This window comes from Nicoliella spurrieriana (assembly GCF_023380205.1).
GTDB lineage: Bacteria > Bacillota > Bacilli > Lactobacillales > Lactobacillaceae > Nicoliella > Nicoliella spurrieriana.
Map to the genome: position 1 here is coordinate 16023 of NZ_CP093361.1, position 24168 is coordinate 40190.

Sequence of the window (24168 nt, forward strand, 5' to 3'; positions counted from 1 at the left end):
AATTACTAAAAATATACTAATGAGGCATTTATCAAAAAAGCGTTGCGAATCAATGAATTTACATCCTTTGATTCACAACGCTTATCTACTAATCTGCATCAGGATTATTCACAAACTTGTTAATGGCATAGGCAACTCCGTCATCAACATTACGTTTGGTCACAAACTGAGCAGCCGCCTTATTGTCCTCGATTGCGTTGCCCATCGCAACCCCGAGCCCAGCAAACTTAATCATCGAAAGATCATTGCCTTGATCTCCAATTGCCATGATGTTTTCAGGCTTTAGGTCCAGCTTTGCGGACAGTTCCTTTAGGGCATTGCCCTTACTAATGTCCTTATGCAAAAATTCCAGGAAGAACGGTTCCGTTTGAACCACGTACAAGCGGTCACTAATGGCCTTTGGCATCTGTTCCTTCGCGTTAGTAATCTGTTCAGGCGTCCCAATCAACATCCCCTTGGTAATCGAAACGTCGGGCTTGATTTCTTCTGGCGTCCGGAACTGAATTGGTAACCGCACAATCGTACTTTCATAAACCGAATGGCGGCTCAAATCACGATTCAAGGCAACGATCGCCTCTGTATTTTCGAACTGGTAGTTCACACCGAACTTACGACTAAGCGCTTCGGTATCAACAAAGTCGTCATAGGTCAGCGTATGGTTCGCAATCACCTTCCCGTTGGCATCTTGTACCGACGCACCGTTGAAAGTGATTACGTACTCATCCGCCCCCGTAATCGATAGCTCATCGATGTACTTCTCAGCACCGGAAATTGGCCGGCCGGTACATAGTACCACCTTGACGCCCTTAGCACGAGCCGCCGCAATCGCTTGCTTAGTCGGTTCGCGGAGGACTTTGTTATCGTCAACTAGGGTGCCGTCAATGTCAATTGCAATTAATTTAATATCCATGGTTAGTACTCCTCAATTTTAAATAATATCTAATGATTGATGCCTGGTTGGCTTAGGAAACGCTTGGTCCAACAACTGTAAGTCGTCAGTAGTCAATTCAATGTCGCCAGCGGCAATGTTTTCTTGCATGTGCTGTTCACTGCTGGTTTGTGGAATCGCCAGGGTTTGACCATCCCGAATTGCCCACGCCAACATAATTTGAAACGGGGTAACGGCATGCCGTTTGGCTACTTCGACCAACGCCCGTTGTTTAGTCAAGTTTGCTCCCCGTCCATCAGCTTCATCAACCGGTGCGTATGCGATTAGCGGAACGTTGTGTTCACGTTGCCAAGGTAGCAAATCAAAATCAATCCCCCGTGAGCCAATGTTATATAAATCCTCATTAGCCATCACGTGCTGACCCCCGGGAACCGACCACAGGTCCTGCATATCACTGAGATCAAAATTAGAGACGCCCCAGTGCTTGACCTTCCCACTTTGCTGCATTGCCTCCATATTAGCAACGACTTCGGCCAGTGGTGTACTGCCGGGCCAATGATATAGATAAAGGTCCAAGTAATCAGTACCCAAGCGCTTTAGACTCGCATCCAATGCCCGTTGCATCTGCTTACGTTCGGCATGGAACGGGTAAAATTTCGAAATCACAAATAACTGACTACGATCGAAATCCTTAATTACGTCACCCACTAAGCGTTCCGAATCACCATCACCATACTGTTCGGCAGTATCGATCACGGTTGCACCATGTTCAATTCCATATTGGAGGGTCGCCTTTTGCTGAGCGTAAGCTGCCCGGTCACTCCCCATGTGCCAGGTCCCCATCCCAATCGCTGGAATTTTGGCGTCCTTAAAATTAATCATTTTCATTCCAATCCCTCCCGTTCTAACAAAAAAGGGCCACAACCGTAGCCCCCCTCATTTCATGATTAGTTCTTACTCACCCTTGTCGAATTTGAGGGTCCCGTAAAGAGCCTCTCCAGACTGGCTTAACATCAGATTATTATTATCAACCTTTTGGGCAAAGTCAGGAACCACGTATCCGTATTCCTCAACGTTCACCGCGAAATTGAAAATCCCATTCGGGTGGTTGCAATCCAAATTGACTAATTCTTGGACATAGTCATCTCGACTAATGTCATCTTCATACTCGGCGTGAATACTCTTAGCTAGATTAATGAATTCTTCATTCGCAATGGTGATTGCAATATGACTATCTAGATTTGGTTTTTGTTGATTATAGAGTTTATCCATGAAATCAACTTCAATTTTTTCAATTACTTTTGATTTGTACATTTATTATCATTCCTTTGTACATTAATTATACCAAGGAATGAATGTAAACCACTAGAATATGCTCATCCTTTACCCTTTAATAAGAATATCATTATAAACTTAATGTGCTGAAATGGTTCAGATGATTATTAAGTTCTGCAAATAAAAAGAACCCTGATTACCATTAACTTTAGTAATCGGGGTTCTAAAATGCAATTAATTATTTTTGACGTTTGTATAATCCAAATAGTAATCCGGAAAGAGCGACAGCGACTAGACCGACTAAGGATGCACCCTTAGCAACATTGTTATCATTAGTTTGTGGTAACTTGGCTTTTTGATCCTTAGAATCAGCCCTTGGAGTCTGCTTAGTTACATGGTGAGTAGCTGGTGTCTGCTTTTCATCACTGGTGGCAGTACTGGTGCCAGTCTTAGAAGCAGTTTTACCACTCGAATTACCATTATCAGTATCGTTGGTATCAGTGTCATCAGTGCCCTTGTCACTAGTATCTGTACTGCTATCATTACCGTTATCGTCGGTATCATCATCTGAAGCTGCTGATGAATCGCTACTACTATCAGCACTAGCAGAGCTAGCAACTGTGGATGCACTAGCGCTGCTTTCAGAAGTGCTTGCAGCAGATGAACTTGCAGCAGATGAGCTTGATGCGCTACTTGCTGAAGATGAAGTGGCAGAAGATGCCGAAGCACTAGTTGCTGAAGATGAACTAGCCGATGATACACTAGTTGACGTAGCTGTACCTAGAAGTGCATAGGGATTAAAATCATTAAACCCATTGTCGTAAGGAGCTGGGGTGACAGAGACAGGAGTGGAAGAAGCACTACTTAATGGGTTTGATAGGCTTGCTGGTGGAACAGAAGCAGCAGAGACTGACCTGTAATAAAGGGTAATGCTAGTTACCCCACTGGGATCAGATGAAGCTGAAGAGCCGTTTGGCAGGGATCCAGATAATACTTCTGATTGATCTCCATATGAAGATACAGCGTTACCATTACCATTGTATGCAACTGCACTGTAGTATTCAGAATTACTATCCGAAGTGGGACTTAATAAGAATGTTTCTCCAGGAAAGAAATTCCCTGTTAAGTTGCCGCCAGAAGAGAAAGATGTTCCATCAGATGTTGCATAGTTAACCTTCACTGGGCCACTAAATTTGGTATTACTGTATGGTGCTACTGATGCTGTCGCACTAGCAGCGCTACTTTTAAATGCTCCACTTAGAAATGCATATGATACTCCTAACACATCCCCACTCTTAAAGTGGTATGAGGTAAAGGCTGATGGTAAACTAAATAGCAATGCTGATTCTGACCCATTAGCAGTAGATGAAAAGTTGCTAGCAAAGAATACATAACTACTTAAATCACTACTAGCAACGCTAAACGAAGTTGTTTGGCTGTTAACTGAATAATCATTATAGTAATAAACCAAACTTGTTAAATAACTATCAGGTGCAGATGCAAATGAAGCTGTAAATGGCGAACTCCCATTATCATTTGCGTAGGTTACAGCAACATCATAACTAAAACTTGTACTTGATTTTCCATCAGCAGCACTTGAAACATAAGTAGATGATGGCGCACTAGCCACCGCATGGTAGGCATAACTAGTAGTTGTTCCATTTGCTGATCCTGCTGATCCAGTTTCACCAAAAGATACTGTTGCATCATAAGTACTTAAACTAGTGCTTGAGGAGCTTGTAGTAGATGAAACAGTAGTGTTGCCAGTAATTTTATCTCCGGAAGCATTAGTCGTTGTAGTGCTAGTAGTAGTAGTAGTTGTTGTTGTTACAACACTATTAGCACTAGAAGTTACACTAACGCTTGCTGTCACACTACTTGCTACTGCAGGAACAGAGCTGGTAACTGAAGCGCTAGTAGATGCCGGTAGTTTTCCAGCGGAATCAGGAGCAACCGCTGTTAGTGAAGAGTTTACTTGGTCGGTGGAATCCGCCCGCGCAACCGCGCCAAAACTAACACCGTGGTTATCCAACACCTGTGGTGCTGCACCGGCGGCTAGAAATGCTAACGCAGTCGTTCCCAAGATAATCCATTGTTTCTTTACCTTATGTAATACTTTTTTCTCTTGTGTCTTTTTATACTTATTCTTGTTGACTAACATACCAATCACGCTCCTTTTTTAAATTGTCTAAATTATAATCACATCAATTCAAAAAGTAAAGGTTTTGATTGTAAAAAATATGTATTTTATATGTAAATGTTATATATAAATATCATTCAAAATTAAAATAAATCCCATTTAATCAGGCTATAATAAAACAGTCCTTATCAATATAAGGACTGTTAATCTAAATAATAAAATCCACCGATTTCACAATCGATGGATTCACTAATTATTCTAAGTTAGCATGGTTCGCTTGCATTTTCGATTCAGTAATTTGGTATTGGCGCATGTAATCCAAGGTCACTGCATCCCCGAATAGCCACACGGACTGTTCGAACAACGAGCCCATCGGCTGAACCGTATTGGTCTTAGTCGTGAACTTTCCCTTTCCAGGTAAGATGGTCGTATCAGTCACTAACCGTTCTAAATCACTATCATTAGTAGCGGTAAGTAACCAGCTCTTGCCACCTAGTTGCTTCGCCTTTTGCACTAGTGCCACGATGGACTGCGTACTTGCGGAACCAGATGCAACGATCAAAAGGTCATCAGCGGTAAAGGCAGGGGCGGTCGCCTCACCTACGACGGTCACCGGCTTCCCAAGTTGGCCGATGCGCATTGCAAACGCTTGAATGGCTAACCCGGAACGCCCCATGCCCGCAACAAAAATGTGGTTAGCATCGTGAATCATTGATAATGCAGTGGGGCTTACGGACACATCAGTTGTCCCTAATTCGCCTACAATCGTTTTCCATGAACTAGTGGCCAATTTTACGCACCCTTTTCGATCATTGCCTTAATTTCACTCGCAGCCTTAGCAGGATCGTCAACCGTGGCGATGCCCCCACCAACGATCAATAAATCTGGCTTTTCAGCAATGATTTGTTCAGCAGTATCGATTTTAATCCCACCAGCAACCGCGGTCTTGGTGTTCTTAACGTTGGCCTTGATTGTCCGGAAGGTTTCAAATGGTGTTTGGCCCAGTGCCTGTAAGTCGTACCCAGTGTGGGTTGCAATGTAGTCAGCTCCCATGGCATCGATTTCACGGGCACGGGTCGCAACGTCTTCAATTCCGATCATGTCAACGAGCAGTTCCTTACCATCCTTGTGGGCTTCTTCGACTGCATCCTTGATTGATTGATCTTCAGCTGCCGCTAAGATGGTGGTAATGTCTGCGCCGTACTTAGAAGCTTGGCCGACTTCGTATGAAGCAACGTCCATGATCTTGATGTCGGCTAGTAATGTGATATCTGGAAAGGCTTCCCGAATTTTTTTGAATCCTTCCAACCCAAAGTTGATTACTAGTGGTGTCCCGTATTCGAATACATCGACGCTGTCCTTGGTCTTTTTGATCAATTCGATTGCGCCATCCACGTCTTCTAAGTCAATTGCTAGTTGTAATTTCATTTGATAATTCCTCCATTAATTTTTGATTTATCAATAGGTTATCAAGGAATTTACTTACTAACAATTAGTTACTTTTAGGTAACCACCTAGACGTTGGGGTGGAAATCCTTGGTCTGATAGACTGGATCAAGCTTTAATTGGTTAATTCTTTTTTCGCCCCAGTCGTACATAAGGTTTAAAATCGGGATCAAACTCAGTCCCAATTCAGTCAATTTATAACTAGCCCGTTTGACGCGGCCCTCTTGATAGTCGCGTTTTTCAACGATGCTGTCTTGGATCAATTCGTTCAATTGATTGGTCAAGACCTTGCGGCTCACGTTTGGAATGATGCGGGTAAATTGGTTAAAATGAATCGCATCCCCATGCCGTAGTTCCCACAAAATATACATTTTATGCCGGCCACTGAACATCGAAAGGGTCAATTCCTTAGCACAGTCAAAGTTCCCGGACTGTAATTTATTCCGGACGTCATGTCTAATATCGGTCGTTTCCATCAATTTCATCCCCCTTGAGCTATCCATTGTACGCCCAAATTGATCGTAATTCATTATCTTTGCCCCCCTTAACGATTAATTATAAGATTAAGATATCTAATCCATTGGAGGTTTTTAAGATGACTGAAAGTCAATCCATTATTGTGCATAATGCCCACCAGAACAACTTAAAGGACATTAGTTTAAAAATTCATAAGCACGCAATTACCGTCTTCACCGGACTCTCCGGCGCCGGAAAATCATCACTCGTTTTTGATACGATTGCCGCTAGTTCACGGCGTGAATTGAACGAAACGTTCCCTAGTTTTACCCAGCAATACCTTCCTAAATATGGTCAACCCCATGTTGATAAGATTGACAACCTGCCCGTTGCAATCGTGATTCAACAAAAGAAAATTGGGAAGAATCCGCGTTCTACGCTAGCCACTTATACTGGAATTTATTCGTTGATGCGGTTGCTCTTCTCACGGGCCGGTAAACCATTCGTGGGTTATTCTGACACCTTCTCGTTTAACCTGCCACAGGGAATGTGTCCGCACTGTCAGGGTCTCGGCTACGTTGATGATATTAACCCTGATAAGATCATTGATTACGATAAATCATTGAACGAAGGGGCGATCACCTTCGTTAGTTTTGGACCTAACACCTGGCGGTGGCGGCGGTACGCAACTACTGGCATTTTTGATAATGATAAGCCGATCAAGGATTACAGTCAGCATGAATTAGACATGCTCTTGTATGCTCCCCAACAAAAATTAACGGATGCGGGTCCCGATTGGAACAATAGTATCCTTTATGAAGGAGTCATCCCCCGCATCAAGCGTTCGATTATCAACAGTGCTGAAGGGAAGCACCACCAAAAGGCAATTCAAGAGGTGGTTGATCACCACGCCTGCCCAGTTTGTCACGGGACGAAGCTCAGAAAACCGGTCCTGGGCTGTAAAATTAACGACAAGAACATTGCCGATGTTTTACAAATGGACCTGGTCCACGCCCTTGAATTCTTGCAATCCATCAAAACGCCATTGGTTCAAGGAATCATCCGTGAGCTATCCACCAAGCTATCTTCATTAATCGATTTAGGATTGGAATACCTTACTTTGGACCGGACGACCGAAACGCTCTCCGGTGGTGAAACGCAACGGATTAAAATTGCCAAATTCATGAATAGTTCATTAGTTGATATGGTCTACATTTTGGATGAACCCAGTGTTGGACTCCATCCCAAGGACATTCAATTAATCAAACGGGCGTTAATCAAGCTTCGTGATAATGGCAATACCGTCTTAATCGTGGAACACAATCCCGAATTAATCCCGATTGCGCAATACGTGGTCGAAATCGGCCCCAAAGCGGGGGCTGATGGTGGCCATATCACGTTCAACGGCACCTTTGCTGAACTCATGAAGTCCGATACGATCACTGGCAAGGGGTTGCGGGCAAAGCTGCAGTTCAATCAACACCCCCGTTCATTTACCAAGACGCTCGATTTGAACCACGTTTCGGTGCATAACCTAAAGGACGTTAGCGTTAAGATTCCGCTCGGCGTTGAAACCGTTATTTCAGGAGTAGCCGGTTCAGGCAAGAGTTCGTTGATGCAAGCCGTCAAGGACCATTTGACCGAACCATACATCGACCTCTCCCAAGATGCCGTCGGGGCTAATATTCGGGCCACCCCTGCGACCTATCTGGATATTTTAAATGAAATCCGGAAGTTATTTGGTGATGCTAACCATGTTTCACGGACCCTCTTTAGTTACAACGGTAAGGGCAAGTGTCCCGTCTGCAAGGGAAAGGGAGTCGTTATTACCAACATGGCGTTCATGGACCCGGTCATTCAAACCTGTGAGGCCTGCCATGGCAAACGGTATAGTGATGAAGCGCTTCAATACAAATACCAGGGATTAGACATTAGCCAGGTCTTGAACATGTCGATTGCAAAGGCCATTCCATTCTTTGCAAACACCGCTAAGGTCGAAAAGCCATTGGTCAACATGCAACGAGTCGGCCTCGATTACCTTTCGTTGGGCCAATCGCTAGACACCCTCTCCGGTGGTGAATTACAACGTTTGAAGTTAGCCCTTCAATTGAACCAGACCGGTAAAATTTACCTCTTGGACGAACCGACTGCGGGACTACACATGTTTAATGTCGGCACCATTATTAAGTTGTTCAAGGAATTAGTTGCCGCTAATAACACGCTGATCATTGTTGAACACAACATTGAGGTGATCAGTTCTGCAGACTGGTTGATCGACGTCGGTCCGAAGGCCGGTCGTTACGGCGGTGAAATTCTATATTCAGGAACCCCAATTGATTCCACTAAATCACAAAAGTCGGTTACGGGCCAAGCAATGTTGGAGTATAATAAACAACGCAACTAATTTTTATACAGATAGAAGGAACGGATTTGGATATTCTGATTGGATTGATTCCCGCATTGCTATGGGGAGTCACCCCGCTGTGGGTTCATTTTTTAGGCGGTAAACCAATCCAACAATTATTAGGGACCACTTATGGAGCGCTAATCGTTGGAATCGTGGTTTGGATCGTGATGAAGCCTGATATTACCATATCAGACTTTTTGTGGTGTTTTGTCGGTGGTTTTGGTTGGTCGTTAGGTCAATTAAGCCAGTACAACGCCTTTCGTAAGCTAGGGGTTTCGACCACCACCCCAATCGTAACCGGCCTCCAATTAGTCGGTGTTAATATCGTGGGGGTCTTATTCCTAGGTAGTTGGCAAAGTGGATTTGCTAAAATGGTTGGGTTTTCAGCCGTCATTCTAGTGGTCATCGGGGTCGTTTTAACCACCCGGACCGGGAATGGAAGTGCTAGTCCGACTAGTAAACGGGAGTTCACTAAAAACTTAATTCAGTTAATTATCGGTTCTGGTGTGGGTTATACGGCCTGTTCTACCTTTCCGAAGGTAACCGGCGCCAGTGGCTGGACGACATTTCCATCCCAATCGGTCGGAATGTTTGCAGCCGCCGTGCTGTTCTCGCTTGTGATCAAGGAATTTCGGGATCAAAAACCGCTATTCGACCACACGACCCTCCGCAACATTTTTACCGGGATTAGTTCTGGAATCGGAACTGCTGGCTACTTAGTCTCAATTACCCTTAATGGGGTTTCGACTGGGTTCACCCTTTCGCAAATGTGCGTAGTGGTGTCTACCTTTGGTGGAATCGTAATTCTCCACGAACATAAAGTAGGTAAATCACTGGTGTACACCGTTTGTGGGGTTGCATTAGTATTAGTTGGTGGGATTATGACTAGTTTTATTAGGTAAATCTCATAAAGGTCGGGTAATTACCCGGCCTTTTTTAATCTAATTTTTAATTTTTTCACAAAAAAGGGTTGACTTTTAAATCGACAGCAATTAAGATTAACTCATAAATAAACGACATGCTTTGAGAAAGAAAAGTAATCGTGATGGCGAATCAAGCGAGCTCCGTTAGGTGAGAGGGAGTATTCATATTCACGATGAAATATCGCTTTTGAGCAATGTGACGAAGATTAGTAATCTACATTGGGTACGCCCATTACAGCGTTAGCGTATGTTAGTACGTATTGAGCGACTAACCAGCCGATTTGCGGCGGGTTAGTAATTAAGGTGGTACCGTGTGTGAGCACCCTTATTCTTTGAATAGGGGTGCTTTTTATTTGGCTTTAAATTTAAGGAGGTGGTGCGAATGGAAAGCGACATTAGTCAGATTCAGATTCAACAATTCATAGTAACATTTAATCAAAATTATTTGGGGGAATTAAAATATGCAAAACATGCAAAATTTAGAGAAGGATCTCAATTCAGATCCGTTATCTTGGAAGGAATACTTAACCGTCAGTTCACTCCTATTTGCGCTTTTCTTCGGAGCCGGAAATTTAATCTTTCCAATCCACTTGGGACAGCTATCGGGTGCTAATTGGGTCGTTGCGACCCTCGGGTTCCTATGTACCGCAGTCGTGTTACCGCTACTATCAGTTCTAGCCATCAGTGTTACCCGTTCTGAAGGGGTCTATGACATTGGTAAGCCACTGGGGCCTGCATTTGCAGTTACCTTTATGGTGTTGATTCACTTCACCATCGGGCCGTTGTTCGGAACGCCCAGAACCGCATCGGTTCCGTTCACCGTTGGGGTAGAACCATTTCTCCCCGCTAAGTACGATACACTAGGATTGTTAGTCTTCTCCGCTTTGTTCTTCGGGGTAGCCTACTACATCTCATACAAGGAATCATCCATCATGGACAAGGTCGGGAAGGTCTTAAACCCCCTCTTCTTGTTAATGTTATTCGCAATCTTCTTCGTAGCATTTCTAAGTCCAATGGGGCACGCTAACTTACAAGCAGTTACCCAACCCTATCAACATAATGGCTTTTTGAACGGTTTCTTGGAAGGATATAACACGATGGACGCCCTCGCCGGACTTGCCTTTGGGGTAACGGTGGTTCAAGCCGTTCGCCAATTAGGTAAGACTAAGCCCAGCAGTAACGCTAAGGTGACTGCTAAAGCCGGAGTCCTCTCGGTAGCCGTTGAAGGTTTGATCTACGTAGTCCTAATCTGGTTAGGGGCTACTAGTTTGAACCACTACAAGCTAGGTGCTGATGGTGGTGGCACCTTTTCACAAATCATGACCCACTACTTCAGTAATGCCGGCCAAGCAGCCCTAGCAGCATTAATCACCCTAACTTGTTTAACGACTGCGGTTGGTTTAGTTGCTGCATTTGCTCAGGATTTCCACAAGCACTTCCCTAAGTTAAGCTACCACGCTTGGTTAACATTTATCTGTTTAGCATCATTCTTAACCGCTAACCTAGGGTTAGATCAAATCATCCTCTGGTCAACACCAATGCTAATGTTCCTATACCCATTCTCAATGGTCTTGATTCTACTCTCAGTTACTTCACCACTCTTCCATCGTGATCCAGTCGTTTACGGATCAGTAGTTGTCTTTACCGCAGTCCCTGCCCTCTTCGACATGTTGGCTGCCTTCCCACCAGTGGTTAGCAAGAGTAGTTTCGCCGTTGCAATGGCAAACTTCCAACAAAGCGTCTTCCCATTCGCAAGTGTTGGAATGGACTGGGTCGTTCCAGCCGTCCTTGGTGCCGTCCTTGGTCTAGTATGGCACTTCCTACGGGTTAAAAACAGATCACTACAAGCTACCAATTAATAAAGCAAATATATCATAGTTTCATATATCATAGTTTCATATATCATAGTTTCACGACACACCACATAATTCCATCACATAGCTTTACCACATAATTGTTTCACCACATAGTAACGTCACATCGTTCCATCACATAGTAATTCCACATAGTTCATTTGATAGCTTCATCCACATAGTAATAATTCATTATAAAAACATTATCAACATCAAAAGAGACCATCTTATTTATAAAATAAGATGGTCTCTTTAATTTTATTTATCATCATCGTGCTTCCGCTTGTAAACGGCAAAGAAGATACTCGATAGGACCATTGCAATTAACCCAAATAGACCTACTTGTTTATCCGCACCATCTTCACCCGTCTGTGGTAACCGTTGCTGCGTTTGATCACCAAATGCAGCTTGGTTCCTAGCGGTGAAGTTAGTGGCATTGCTTGGTTGGTAACTAGCAGTAACGTTAACGTCAGTCGTCCGCCCACCATGTGAATTAATTTGTGAAATGGAACTTCCAGATCCACCACCATCATTAGCGGATGGTGAATACGATGGCGTTAACTGTCCATTATCAACTTTAGATAACCGTAGCTTAGCTACTTTTTTAGCAATTAAACCGTTAATCGCATCACGCGACGGCAGATTAATTAATTTATTAAACGCAACGTGGCCATGGTAGCTAGCAAGCTTTGTCGCTACGCTGGATAGCGATGCCATCTTTGATGGCGACGGAACAATCTGACTATCAACACTACTTACGATTGAAACCGCAGAACTCGATTTAGCATTACTAGTCGTTGCTGAGCTCATAGCTTCCGAGGTGTTGCTTACAGTGGCGTGCTTAGTAATCAATGAAATTCTGGATTGTTCTTCGGCACTGGCGACCGCTGATGAAACTGTATTCGAATTAGTAGCTGCGGCTGCAGCGGCTATACTGGCTGCGGCAGACTGTGAATCCGCCGTTGAAGCGCTACTTGCCTGATCACTAGCACTATCAGCCACCGAACTAGCTGATTTAACCAACTTGGCAGTGTTAGAAATTGCTAGTGCAGCTGAACTAGCAATCACAGCGGCACTGGATGCAATGATGGCCACACTGGATGCTTGGTTGGCAAGCGATTCGGCCGTCGCAGCAGCACTCACTGCTGTGGAAACATCCTTAGCGGCCGATGCGTTCACCGTTCAACAACTGCATTTGCGCTACTAATTAACTGGGCATAGCTATCCATTGCCTGGGTCGTATTACTCAGCGTTGTGGCGGCACTCACTGCCACTGCAGAATCACTAGCAATCTGGGTTACTAACGAATGGTTATACGTTGCTGCTGATTTGGCATCAGCGGCTGCCTTTACAATCACTGGATTATTAGGATCGTTAGCCGCAGTTGCAGCGGTCGCACTGGCGACCCGGTCAGTCCCGGCAGTGGCTGAACTCACGAATGCACTGGATACGGAGTTAACCACCACGTCGGCACTCGCCGATGTCGCCTGGGAATTAACGGTCGCCGAATCATGATCAACCTGGGTTGCAGCAACACTCGCCCGGCTCTTGGCCTGACTATCATTATATGAAATTGCCGCACTAGCAGCCTGACTAGCGATCGAAGTGGTACTAGCCAACGTAGATGCCACCCGGTTAACCTCATCGGCTAAGTTAGCAGCAGCACTTTGAACGGAGTTAGCAACCGCTTCGCTCGTGGCGGAACCAATCGTGCTTTGGGCGCTTTTAATCGTTGCTTGAGCAGCACTAATGAAGTGGCTTGCAGATACAATCGTTGCATTGGCAGAACTGGTGATCCTAGCTTCACTAGCTACGAAACTATTGTTAGATGCTGCAGTGACCGAATTAGCAGTTACAACTGCTGCGTTAGCCACCTTTGCATCGCCTTCAGCACTAACCCCAGCTGCGCTAATTGCAATCGAGTCGGCAGTCACTTTCGCATGGTCGAACGCAATTTGGGCGCCATTCGCATCGGCACTGGCAATTTGGGCATCGGAACTGGCCCGCGCTGCAGCACTGTTTGCAGACTGGGTGGCGGTAATGACTGCAGCTGAGTATGCAGCTGCTAACGATGCAGCCGTGGATGCATGGATTGCAGCCGATGAGGCAATCGCCGCTTTAGCAACGGCGCTTTGTCCATTACTATTAAGCGCATAGGCATTCACCGCATCGGATGCAGCTTTAGTCACACCTTGGGCCGATTCAGTTACTGCAGCATATGAATTTGCACTAACAGCGGCGGTACTGGCCTGCTGCTTAGCGGATTGAGCATCAGCGGATGCAATTAAGACGTCCGCAGACTTACTAGTCGCATCATTAGCATATGACGAGGCCTTCGCCTGGTCACTTGCGATCGTCGCATTGCTAGTCACAATCGTTTGGGCATGCTGATTAGTAGCTTGGGCTTCAGCAGCCCTACTTGCTGTGACGATCGCGTCGGACGCTGCATTCATTTGGGCACTGCTAGCGCTAACATCATTGGCACTAGTGGCTGGAAAGGCAGTTGTTTGGGCCGCACTCGCGGTTTGATTAGCGGAACTGGCGGTGGATTGGGCACTGGCAATTACCGCCGCAACGGTCTGCTCAGCTGAACTGGCAGCACTCAATGCCGTATTCGCTGCAGCACTCGCACTGATGTGAGCAGAACTGGCAATGTTCAACTGTTCATTTAACGCACTGAGCAACGTTTGAACCTGTGAAGCATTCAACGAAGCGTTTGAATTTGCCACTGCTGCGGTACTCATTGCGTTCGCGGCCTGGTCAGCAGCAGTCGAAGCTGCGCTTGAATCACCAAAGGACGCGGCAGCATAACTAGCACTCTGGGCTTGCACCCCCGCGGTTGAACGTTCCCCATTTGCAGTGGAAGCAGCAATCACGGTTGCCGTTGATAATTGATTAATTTGATTCATGAGGGAACTAGCGGTGCTGACCGCTACACTAGCAACCGTACTTTCATGAATGAACTGCTGGCTAGCGCTAGTAGCTGCCTCACCAGCTGATGAAATAAATGCACTATTATTGGTGAACAGCGAATTAACGGTGGATTCAGCTTCACTAACGGATGCGGAACGGTCCTGGACCGCAGAGCTTGCGCTAGTAATTTGATTAGCGCTTTCAGATCCACTTGAAGCATTCGTACTAACCTGGGTGTTCAATGAATTGGCACTGGCAGCCATCACTTCCGCGCTCTTTGATGCCGATTCAGCATCGTTAGCGTAGTTGTTTGCTACGACCGCATTACTGATGGCCACACTTGCGCTGACAATGGTGGTCGCTGCACTATCGATTGCTGCTGGTGCTCCTGAAGCAGCTGCCGATGCAGAGCTTGCAAGTGATAATTCAACACTAGCGGCTGATTCATCATCAATCGCAGCCGCTTTCGCAGAATCAGCACTAGTCACCGCTACGCTAGCAATCTGGCGCAGTGCACTTGCTGAGGCCACGGTCATTCCACTAGCATTTGCTTGTGACCATGCTGATGATGCAACGGATGATGCTAGGCTAGCAGCAGCTAACTGCTTAGTGGCATCACTAGTGTAGCTAACGGCAGCCGCCTTCGCATGATCGGCAACACTAACGGCCGTATTAATCAGCCCTTCAGCACTCGTCATCGTTGCATTCGCACTATTCACTAACCCCATTTGGGCTGAATTATAACTGCTGATCCGCGTATTCGCATGTTCACTAACTTGTAACGATGCAGCACTGGTTTCAGAGTGCGCAGCTGAAATGGTCGGGACCGCGGCACTTGAAACTTGTGCTACGTTTTCACTATCACTATCAATTGCAGATGAATTAGCGCTAGTTACGACCGATGCACTATTAGTGGCTGAACTAGCTCCATTTGTCTGATATGAATCAACTAGGATGTTGGCTTGATGGGTTTTAATCAATGCATCATTAATTGCATTATTGGCTGTATCGTAAGCCTGACTGGCGGTCGTTTGTTGACTAACCGCATCTTGGTTAGCGGTGTTTGCAATACTATTTTGTACCACTGCTTGATTGGCCGCACTGATTGCCGTCGACTCCGCTGAGCTAGCTTTTGCTTCGGCGGATGATGCTAGGGTCGCATTACTGGTCCGTGCGGCAGTCGCAATCTCAGATTGTAATGTTGGCATTAGGCTTTGCGCAGCTGAAATTTGATCACGATCATTAGTAGTGAGCGAAGTGGCCAGCGATGCCCTAGCAAAATCATTGGAAGCAGCGGAGTTGGCTGAATTCACAGTGATGGTTGCACTCGAGACGACTGCAATATCGGTATCAATTCCGGTTGCAAAACTAGCTAATTGCGAATGAATTGCAGAATATACGGGATTAGCTGCAAATGAATTAGTCTCAATCCCACCCGAACTAATCGCACTGTTATTGCTATCAAATTTAGCTGTAATCGAATCCGTAGCAACACTAGCGCTACTTGCAATTGCTGATGACGCAACCGCTGCCGATTGTGAATTCGTCGTTTCTTGGTGGCTGGTAGTTGCGTTAGCGTAACTAACAATTGCTGATGATACCAGGGAATGGGCTAGGCTAGCACTATTTAGGGCTTGTGAATCATAACCACTCATGACTACTGCGTTACTGCCAATGGCACGATTATAGAGGCTGATTTGGTCACTAGCGGAATTAGCAGTACTATATTCGGTTGCCATTGCTACACTTGCTGAGCTCAAAGAACTCAAATAGCTGCTGGCATCCCTGAAATAGGAACCGGCCAAATTAGAATCACCCTTAAAAGCGGCTGAAGAAGCTTGGTCATAATAACTAGCGACCTGGGATGCCAAACTAGCGGTGGTGGTGCTTATCTTACTAGCACTCATTGAAGCAGCATTAAAAATCGCGGCCTCGCTAGTGGCACCAGCACTGGCGGAATTAATCGCACTATTCACTAAGCTAGCTTGATTCGATAATGATGTAATCATTGAGTTGACCCCGCTTGCATACGTGGTGCTCCCGGAACCATCACTATTTGCATACGCAATAAAACCATTATTGCCATTTAATGCATTGATTGAACTAGCTACCGAGCTGACGGTCCGATCATTAGAAGCAGCAGCATTCGATGCAGTCACAATTGATTGAGCTGAACTAACGACCGTCGCACTTAAATTAGTGATCTGAGCATTACTATCATTAGCGCTCTGTTGAGCCGCAATGGCGGAATCATTGGTGTCCGATGTGCTATTCGCGTAATTATTGGCAATGATTGCGTTACTAATAAACACTGAATTAGAAGCAACCGTCGATGCATAAGAATTAGTAAAATAGACTGCCGCACCGGCTTTTGCCGTATTAACTGATGCAACACTAGATTCACCACTTGCAAACGACGATAAATGAGCTGCAGCTGACGAAATGCTAGTGGCCGAATTGACAGCTACACTCACCGCATCCGGATCACCCGCTGCAGATGCACTGTTCGCAATCGATTCAATGGTTGCTAGTTTCGAACTAAGCTCACTCGCACTCGCACTTGTAATTTGCATGTTACTATTATTGCTCTGGACGACCCCATTATAAACGGAGGCATTATAACTATTCACTCCAGCAAGCGAGGCATTATAACTTGCCGCCCAAATTGCACCGCCCATATAACTGGATGGTCGACTTGCCACGACACTGCTATAGTTGCCATAATAACTCTTTATCGCACCATCATTATTATTGTTAGCACCATTATAGGCCCAACCAGCTGCCTGGGATAAATTGTGGGCAACACTCGCCGAAACACTAATTGAAGATGAAGCTGCTGAAATGAAACTAAGCTCATCCTTAATCGATGTTGCATAACTACTTACCTGCTGCGAATAAATATTGGCAGCCGCCATACTAGCATTATGTTTCGCACTCGAGGCTTGATTTGAGGCATCCACACTAGCAGCACTGGCGGTCATCGCAGCAGCACTGGCAGTACTGTAATCAGCTGACACCGATTTCGCAGCCGCTGTTGCAGCATTATTATAAGAGCTAGCTGCAGCTGCAGCCGAAGATGCTGCACTAACATCGATGGCGCGATTAGGCGCAGCACTGTAATTACTATCGTTATTGATCAGGGCAGCATATGAACTGGCAATGATTGCTGCACTCGAAGCAGCGGCGTAGTTTTGCGAAGCCACAATTGCATTGGACGCAGCATTCGAATTGGCGGCACTAGCCGCGATGGTCGCTGATGATGCCCGACTGCTAGCACTAGTTGCACTTGCGGTGTTGAAACTAGCCTGACTAACATAACTATTTAAGGTAGCATTATTGAAAACGCCTGGATATTGAGCACTTAATGCACTCGCAGAAGCGGCCACCGAAGCAGCAGCTGACCAGCTACTGTTAGCACTAGCGGTTGATGCAGCGATGGGAGCGTTCGCTTGTGAAGTGGCTTGGTTCAACCCGCTAATGGTGTCAGATGCACTCGCGGCATAGCTACTAGCTGAGTTAGCTTGTGAACTAGCTGAACTGGCGATAAAGGCCGCACTGCTAATCATGCTGGCAACAAAGCTAGTGGCAGCACTAGCCGCTGAACTAGCATTAGTGGCCGCTGAATCAGCTATTGAGTGAGCTGAACTAATGATGCTCGATTGAATTGTGGCCACACTCAGGGCGCTAACGGCAATCGATGAAGCAGTGATTGCTGCTGCGGATACTGAATTAGCCACGATTGCAGCGGAGGATGCCTTTTTATAAACTGAATCAGCCGCACTGCTAGCTGCAGAACCAGATAGCGAGCCATCCAGGTTAGCAGCATCACTAGCTGCTTCTTGGTAGTAATCATTAGCTAGTGATGCTGCCGAGCTAGCCGTTAAGTTGACACTCGCCGTTATGGAAGCCTGAGTACTAGCAACTACTTGAGCACTTGATAATGCTGAACTAGCGCTACTGAGCACTGGCTGTAATGAAGTGGCTACGCTAGAAGCAGCCGCCACTGCGGAACTAAACCCGCTATCCACCATGTAGGACTGGTTATTAGCATTTAAGCTGGCGATGATGTTAGCCGCCGATGTAATTGCTCGCGAATCCGCGTTAATTGAATTTATCGCATCACTACCACTTGCCGATGCACTAGTGATCGACGTATTAATCCCACTAGCTGTGCTGTTAGCACTTGAGGTTACCATTGAAGCAAGATTAGCAGCATTGGCAGAATCAGACGCAAGGTTAGCTGAACTATTGGCTTGGTGGAATTCAGACGCTGCTAGATAATTAGAATTAGCCAGTGACCCCATGCTAATCCCCATTTGATAATCACCATTCATTCGGTCGTTAGCACTACTTGCAGCCCGTTGTTGAATGGTGGCTTCATTTCTTAATGTCGCAGCAGCAATCGACGCATTCGTTGCAATTAATTCTGCCTGGCTTCCCGCAGTTCGATCACCTGCTGCAGATGCCTTTTCAGCATCCATGCTAGCCTGTTGTGCAATTTGGTTTTGATTAGCAGCAGCAATGACCGCATTTGATGCTGAAGCACTGGCAGTGGCGGCATCATTAGATGCTAGGATCGCATCGTTAAACGCGGATTGAGCAGTTGTGGATGCTGATGCGGCCTGAATGGCGGCACTAGCAATCCAGTTACTCCCCCGATCATTACTACCATCGATTTGTTGAACGTTACTATTCGCAGCTGATGCTAGACTATTACTAGAATCTAGTGCACTAGTCGTAGTCGTTGCGGTAGCACTAACCGCTTTTGTACCGCTCGCAACGCTTTGTGCATATGACCAAGCCGCAGCCACCTGACTAGCATTTGATGAAGCCTGTAGTGAATACAAATTGCTAACCGCGCGATTGGCTTCGATCACTGCCGCTGAATTGGCATTAGTAGCAATTTGTTGGTACGAATTAGCAGATGTCGCAAAATAACTAGCACTGGATGCAAACGCTGTCGCATCCGAAATTGCAGAATTTAAGATGCTCTGATAACTCGTAGCCATCGAAGCATCACTATCAGTAGCACTAGCATAACTTTGCGCTAAGCCGGAATCAGCATAGGTATCTCCTGGTTTAATTCCAGCAATATTAGCAGCTAAGCTCGCATTCGTAGCAGCATTATTCCGATAATTAGTTAATAACGCTTCGGCATTTTGAGCTGCAATCGTTGCTGAGCTAGTTAGGTTATTATAATAACTGGCGGAACCCGCTGCAGTACTAGTCTGACCACGAGCAATGCTCGCAATATTCGAGTAACTATTCACTGCTGAATATTCGCTCCCCACCGAATTAGTAAAGGCTGTCGTTTCAGAATTAACAACACTGTTAACGTCATTCACCGCAGAATCAATCGAATATTGAGTATTAGATGCGGTAATGGCATCGGAAAAGGCAGATTGAAGGCCCCTTTGCGCATCGTTAGAGGAACTTACTGCCCCGCTGGCAGAAACAGTCCCGCTATTAGCACGACTAGCAGCGCTGGAAGCATTAATGTAATATGATTCAGCGATTGCAGCAGCATTTGCAATGCTATTGGCATAGCTAATCGAATAATTAGCTGCACCGACAGCATCCATGTCTGATTGAGTAGCATTTCTAGCACTATCGGCTAATGATTGTTGAATTAGTGCTGCATTATTGGCATCTGAAGTAATTGATTGATAATTAGTCGCACTATTAGTATCTGCCCATGTCATATCGACCCAGTGTTGCTTTGCCGAATCCCTAGCAGCGCTATCCAAACTACTGTTGGATGCTGCTTTACGAAATTGATCAATATCATAAATCACCATACTATTGTAATAGCTAGTCCGGGCAGCCGCAGCGATTGCATTCGCACTATCAACGTTGGCATTCGAATAAGCCGTACTAACCATTGACGATTGAACCGGTGCATCATTAACAGTTGGTGCAATTGACGAAATGGTCGAATTAATCAATGCGTTAGCAGATGCAATTACATAATTATTATTAGATTGACTAAATAAGGCACTAGTGTTAGCACTATTACTAGTGTTTTGCGTGGTATAGCTATTGATAATACTATTATGCGCACTAACGGTGGTACTATTCGAACCCGCCTTGTTAGCTGCCGAAATAGCAACCGAGGCATCAGCCGACGCAGTACTATGCGCAAACGATGCAATTGAACTTCCCCGATCACCAAAATCACCGTTGCTGCCGGTGTAAGAAGCAACTAATCGCAAAGCATCATAAGCCGCACTGCTTGCAGCGGAACTAGCACTAGCAATTGTCAATGCATATGAAGCAATCGAAGCATTCAAACTAGCAATGGCACTGCTGACGCTGCTAGCTGCGGAATGGACGCCACTTAAATTAGCGGATGCTTCTGAGATCAAGCTCATTGTTGAATTAGCCGTTGAAGCAAAATAATTAGCTGATGCATGGTTTCCTAAGTTTGCATAACTGATTGCACTTGCTGAATCAGCAAAGACCCCGGCTGTCCAAGTAGCAATTGCATCACTATAAGAATTAGCCGCACTACTTTGCCCGTTTGCAATTGAAGATAACGTCTGCGCCTGAGCATTGGCAGCACTAACCTTTTGATTCGCTGAGACTGCACTACTGGCAGCGGAAACAGCAATTTCATTATCTGTATTAATTTGTGAATTATCAGGTACCACTGAATTTGCCCAACTGGTTTGGGCAGCGTTAATACTAGTTATAACCCCCACACTAGATGCAGCCACACTCGCAGCGAGGCTGTCATTCGATGCCACCGAACTAGTCCCACTAGATAACTTAGTCGTTGCATAGGCATTGCTACCCGCGTCACCAGCTGCAACGGCAGCTGAACCAGTCGCTACATCAGTTTGCCACCTTGTGGCTGCGATTGAACTAACCTCACTATTGGCAACGGAGTTAGCACTGCTGACCGCGTCCCATGCCCCACTAGCAAGTGATGCCGCATTGTCAGCACTTGCTAACAATGAGTGCACACTAGTAGTAAAAACACTTAGCGCACTGGTGGAATTAGCTACCTGGGAACTGGCCTCAATCGCATTGCTGGCCTGTTGACTAATTAGTGAAGCATAAAATGAAGCAGCGGAAACGTTACTGGCCTTGGCAGCAGATTCAAATTGGGCTTGATATGAAATCGCAGTAGCATTAAACCCAGCTGCAGCTGCAGAGTTCCCAGCGACCTGATTACTGTAGTTCTCCGCATTTTGACTGACCAATGATGCCTGGTAATAATATGAAATCGCAGTACTATTAGCGGAACTAGCGATGCTAGTCGCACTACTCCCGTCACTAGCAGCACTAATGATATATGCATTTGATTTATAACTACCACTGTTTAAAATTAGATTATTATTAGTGGAATTAGCTTGGGATGCAAATGATTGTGTTGATTGGGAAATGGCTGCCATTGAATTTAAATAGCCACTTGCAAGTGTTGAATTAGACTGGGTTGCACTTACAGAATTTGCGATCAGTTCATTAGTAGCGCTAGCATTGCTAATCCCAGAACTTGCGACCGTATTATAACTACTGATGAACGAACTAACGGTAACGCTTGCAGTTGACGCAGCACTACTGGTATTCGAAACTGCATCGCTAAGGTTCGACGCAGCTGAATTTACAGCAGCTCCAATTTGAGTCGCATTCGAGTAATCATCATTAGTCAGACTTGCATAGAATGCAGCACTTGCGGCAAATTGAGACTGCTCAGCTGCTAGTGCACTCGCTGAAGTCAATGCCGACGAAAGGGTTGCCGCTGGAACATAATTCGATACTGCAGCTTTAACAGAAGCATTTAAGGCATTCATTTGTTCCGCATCCGAATGAGCAAGCACGGCAAATGAAATAGCAGCCGAAGCGTTACTAACAGCTGATTGATTAACATTGACGACTAAACTGGACTGTTCATTAAGATGATTAGTTGCAAAAGAAACCGTGGTATTGGCACTAAATGCAATTGACTCAGCAGCCGATACCGCAGGAATATTAAAATTATTGATATCCAAAGAGCCAATTGAATTGGCAATTGAAGATTGGAACGTAGCACGATTAATTGCGGTTGAAGAAGCTATGTTTATGTAGTCACTAATTGAACTAACTGCTGTCCTTTGGCTTTCCACAGCTGAGCTACTAGTGGTAGTTAATTGGTCATTAGCTGCAGCTGACGCAGCAATTGACGCCATCGTTGATGCATTCAAACTATTAATCAAGCTGTTGGCAGTCGTTAGTAACGATTGGATTTGACTAGCCTGAATTGATGCAGAACTTAAATTTGATTGAACCGCGCTACTTAAATGCTGGATCGTAGCTAATGAAGCCCAAACTACCGAACTAGTTGAATTAACTTGACTCGCAACACTAGCAACTAAATTTGCTTGACTGATAGCGGTACTAACGTTAGTAAACGCTGCACTTAGGTTTTTATCAGCAGCGTTACTTTGGGCATTCACTGACGCAGATTGAGCCGATTGGCTGGCTAGATTAGCGTTAATTACGTTCTCACTGGTTTCCTTAGCAGCAGAACTAATCCCGACCGCAATCGAACTAACCGAAGTGGCATTCGCATTTGCTGAATTTGATTGTGTAAGTAAATCGTTGTACGCAGTTTGGGCCGATGCCAAGCTAGTGGCAACCTGCGAATTATCAGAGTATTCATTAGCAAGTGTTCGTAATGAATCTAAGGCACTACTAGCTAAACTAATCGCTGGTGTGATTTGACCAGCGCTACTATTAACTCCATTTGCAGTACTATCTGCAGTGCTATTTGCTGAATTAATAGCGGACTGCCCACTGGCTACTGATTGATTAGCAGATGTTGCAGAGGTAACCGCTGACTGCGCTAAACTATTAGCAACGCTGACCTCACTATTGATTGCAGTACTAGCAATTTCATTAGTGGCTGCAATGTTTACATCAAAGTCACTTTGGGCCCCAGAGATTTCATTGATTACTGCTTTTAAGCTAGCCACAGCTGATGAAAAGGCACTTGAATTAGATTGAAATCCCACTACCGCACTGGAGAAGCTATTAATTGCAGCACTAGTGACACTAGCAGCACTGCTAACAGCACTCAACTGGCTATTCGCATCCCCCGAGCTAGTAACACTACTTACGACTACGTTTTCATTGCTAGCCGTTGAAGCTGCACTATTAATTACTTCAGCCCCGCTGCTAATTAGTGGATTAATTGAATTAGCTGAATCTGTAATTCCCGTTAATTGACTTGATAGACTAACTAAATGATTCAGATTAGAAGTGGCACCTGCATTAGCAGAGCTGACCTGATTGGAATTGGAACTTAAAGCCGTATAATTACTAGGGTCAGCAGATTGTAAGCTATTCATAATTTGTTGAGCATCCGTCGCCACACTCAGTTGGTTATGGTCTTGATTCATCTGAATACTAGTACTAGCACTAGTAGAGTTAGCATTAGTGACGATTGTTTGAGTTTCGCTAGCAACTGAATTTACAGAAGTTGCTGTGTTTGAAGTACTAATACTAGCCTGACTTACAGAACTAGCCAGTGCACTAACTGAGCTTGAAGCTGAAGATGCCGATGGATCATGATTAATCGGTGTATCTAATTCCGTTTGACTAACGTTTGCCTCAGCATCCACCGTTACTACATCTTGGTAGATAGCGTCAGTTACCACGATTCCTAACAATGAAATTGATACAACTACCCACTGCTTTTTTACCTTTCTAAGCAGTTTTTTTTCATTTATCTTTTTAAAATTGCTTTTTTTATTGTTAAGCATAGTATCACCATTTCTATAAATTAATTATATTATTAGTATATGATTTGATTTGCCAATTAAAATTAGTTAAATTATGTACAGCTAAATTAGTAATTACACAAACTAATTTTTAACCCTCAG

At 45.1% G+C, this 24168-nt stretch carries 12 protein-coding genes and 1 other annotated feature; of the genes, 3 read left to right on the forward strand and 9 right to left on the reverse strand.

What is annotated here, in order from left to right; genetic code table 11:
• Nucleotides 1–88 precede the first annotated feature (88 nt).
• From yidA to MOO44_RS01765, 7 genes are all read right to left on the reverse strand, one after another.
• Nucleotides 89–910 carry a sugar-phosphatase gene (gene yidA / locus MOO44_RS01735; RefSeq protein ID WP_260116725.1) on the reverse strand — a complete coding sequence of 274 codons (822 nt, stop codon included), beginning with the start codon at nt 908–910 and terminating at the stop codon, nt 89–91.
• An 18-nt stretch (nt 911–928) separates the two neighbouring features.
• Nucleotides 929–1777: an aldo/keto reductase gene (locus MOO44_RS01740; protein WP_260116726.1), complete on the reverse strand. Its 849-nt coding sequence runs from the start codon at nt 1775–1777 to the stop codon at nt 929–931.
• A 66-nt stretch (nt 1778–1843) separates the two neighbouring features.
• Nucleotides 1844–2203 (reverse strand): hypothetical protein, encoded by a 360-nt coding sequence (locus MOO44_RS01745; RefSeq protein ID WP_260116727.1) that lies wholly within the window; start codon nt 2201–2203, stop codon nt 1844–1846.
• A gap of 199 nt (nt 2204–2402) precedes the next feature.
• Complete coding sequence (locus MOO44_RS01750; RefSeq protein WP_260116728.1) at nt 2403–4325, reverse strand: hypothetical protein; 1923 nt, start codon at nt 4323–4325, stop codon at nt 2403–2405.
• Between the two features lie 232 nt (nt 4326–4557).
• Nucleotides 4558–5094, reverse strand: a complete 537-nt coding sequence (hxlB, locus tag MOO44_RS01755) for a 6-phospho-3-hexuloisomerase (RefSeq protein WP_260116729.1) — start codon at nt 5092–5094, stop codon at nt 4558–4560.
• Nucleotides 5095–5096: 2 nt separating this feature from the next.
• Nucleotides 5097–5732, reverse strand: a complete 636-nt coding sequence (hxlA, locus tag MOO44_RS01760; RefSeq protein ID WP_260116730.1) for a 3-hexulose-6-phosphate synthase — start codon at nt 5730–5732, stop codon at nt 5097–5099.
• 86 nt (nt 5733–5818) lie between these two features.
• A complete protein-coding gene (locus MOO44_RS01765) occupies nt 5819–6280 on the reverse strand; it encodes a winged helix-turn-helix transcriptional regulator (protein ID WP_260116731.1) in 462 nt (153 codons plus the stop codon).
• 65 nt (nt 6281–6345) lie between these two features.
• Here MOO44_RS01765 and MOO44_RS01770 point away from each other — a divergent pair, with 65 nt between their 5' ends.
• The 3 genes from MOO44_RS01770 (at nt 6346) to brnQ (ending at nt 11395) form a co-directional block, all read left to right on the forward strand.
• Nucleotides 6346–8610 carry an excinuclease ABC subunit UvrA gene (locus MOO44_RS01770; protein WP_260116732.1) on the forward strand — a complete coding sequence of 755 codons (2265 nt, stop codon included), beginning with the start codon at nt 6346–6348 and terminating at the stop codon, nt 8608–8610.
• A 26-nt stretch (nt 8611–8636) separates the two neighbouring features.
• A complete protein-coding gene (locus MOO44_RS01775) occupies nt 8637–9515 on the forward strand; it encodes a GRP family sugar transporter (RefSeq protein ID WP_260116733.1) in 879 nt (292 codons plus the stop codon).
• 112 nt (nt 9516–9627) lie between these two features.
• Nucleotides 9628–9866, forward strand: a binding site (T-box leader).
• Nucleotides 9867–10006: 140 nt separating this feature from the next.
• On the forward strand, nt 10007–11395 hold the full coding sequence (gene brnQ, locus MOO44_RS01780) for a branched-chain amino acid transport system II carrier protein (RefSeq protein ID WP_260117275.1): 1389 nt from the start codon (nt 10007–10009) through the stop codon (nt 11393–11395).
• Between the two features lie 252 nt (nt 11396–11647).
• Here brnQ and MOO44_RS01785 read toward each other — a convergent pair whose 3' ends face one another.
• Nucleotides 11648–12568, reverse strand: coding sequence for an LPXTG cell wall anchor domain-containing protein (locus MOO44_RS01785; protein ID WP_260116734.1), 921 nt, complete (start codon nt 12566–12568; stop codon nt 11648–11650).
• Nucleotides 12565–24048, reverse strand: coding sequence for a hypothetical protein (locus MOO44_RS01790; protein WP_260116735.1), 11484 nt, complete (start codon nt 24046–24048; stop codon nt 12565–12567). Before MOO44_RS01790 ends, MOO44_RS01785 begins: the two co-directional genes overlap by 4 nt.
• Between the last annotated feature and the right edge of the window lie 120 nt (nt 24049–24168).

Excerpts from the sequence above, each read along its gene's own strand:
- yidA (WP_260116725.1), bottom strand. The coding sequence starts at position 910 with ATGGATATTAAATTAATTGCAATTGACATTGACGGCACCCTAGTTGAC.
- MOO44_RS01740 (WP_260116726.1), bottom strand. The coding sequence starts at position 1,777 with ATGAAAATGATTAATTTTAAGGACGCCAAAATTCCAGCGATTGGGATG.
- MOO44_RS01745 (WP_260116727.1), bottom strand. The coding sequence starts at position 2,203 with ATGTACAAATCAAAAGTAATTGAAAAAATTGAAGTTGATTTCATGGAT.
- MOO44_RS01750 (WP_260116728.1), bottom strand. The coding sequence starts at position 4,325 with ATGTTAGTCAACAAGAATAAGTATAAAAAGACACAAGAGAAAAAAGTA.
- hxlA (WP_260116730.1), bottom strand. The coding sequence starts at position 5,732 with ATGAAATTACAACTAGCAATTGACTTAGAAGACGTGGATGGCGCAATC.
- MOO44_RS01765 (WP_260116731.1), bottom strand. The coding sequence starts at position 6,280 with ATGAATTACGATCAATTTGGGCGTACAATGGATAGCTCAAGGGGGATG.
- MOO44_RS01770 (WP_260116732.1), top strand. The coding sequence starts at position 6,346 with ATGACTGAAAGTCAATCCATTATTGTGCATAATGCCCACCAGAACAAC.
- brnQ (WP_260117275.1), top strand. The coding sequence starts at position 10,007 with ATGCAAAATTTAGAGAAGGATCTCAATTCAGATCCGTTATCTTGGAAG.
- MOO44_RS01790 (WP_260116735.1), bottom strand. The coding sequence starts at position 24,048 with ATGCTTAACAATAAAAAAAGCAATTTTAAAAAGATAAATGAAAAAAAA.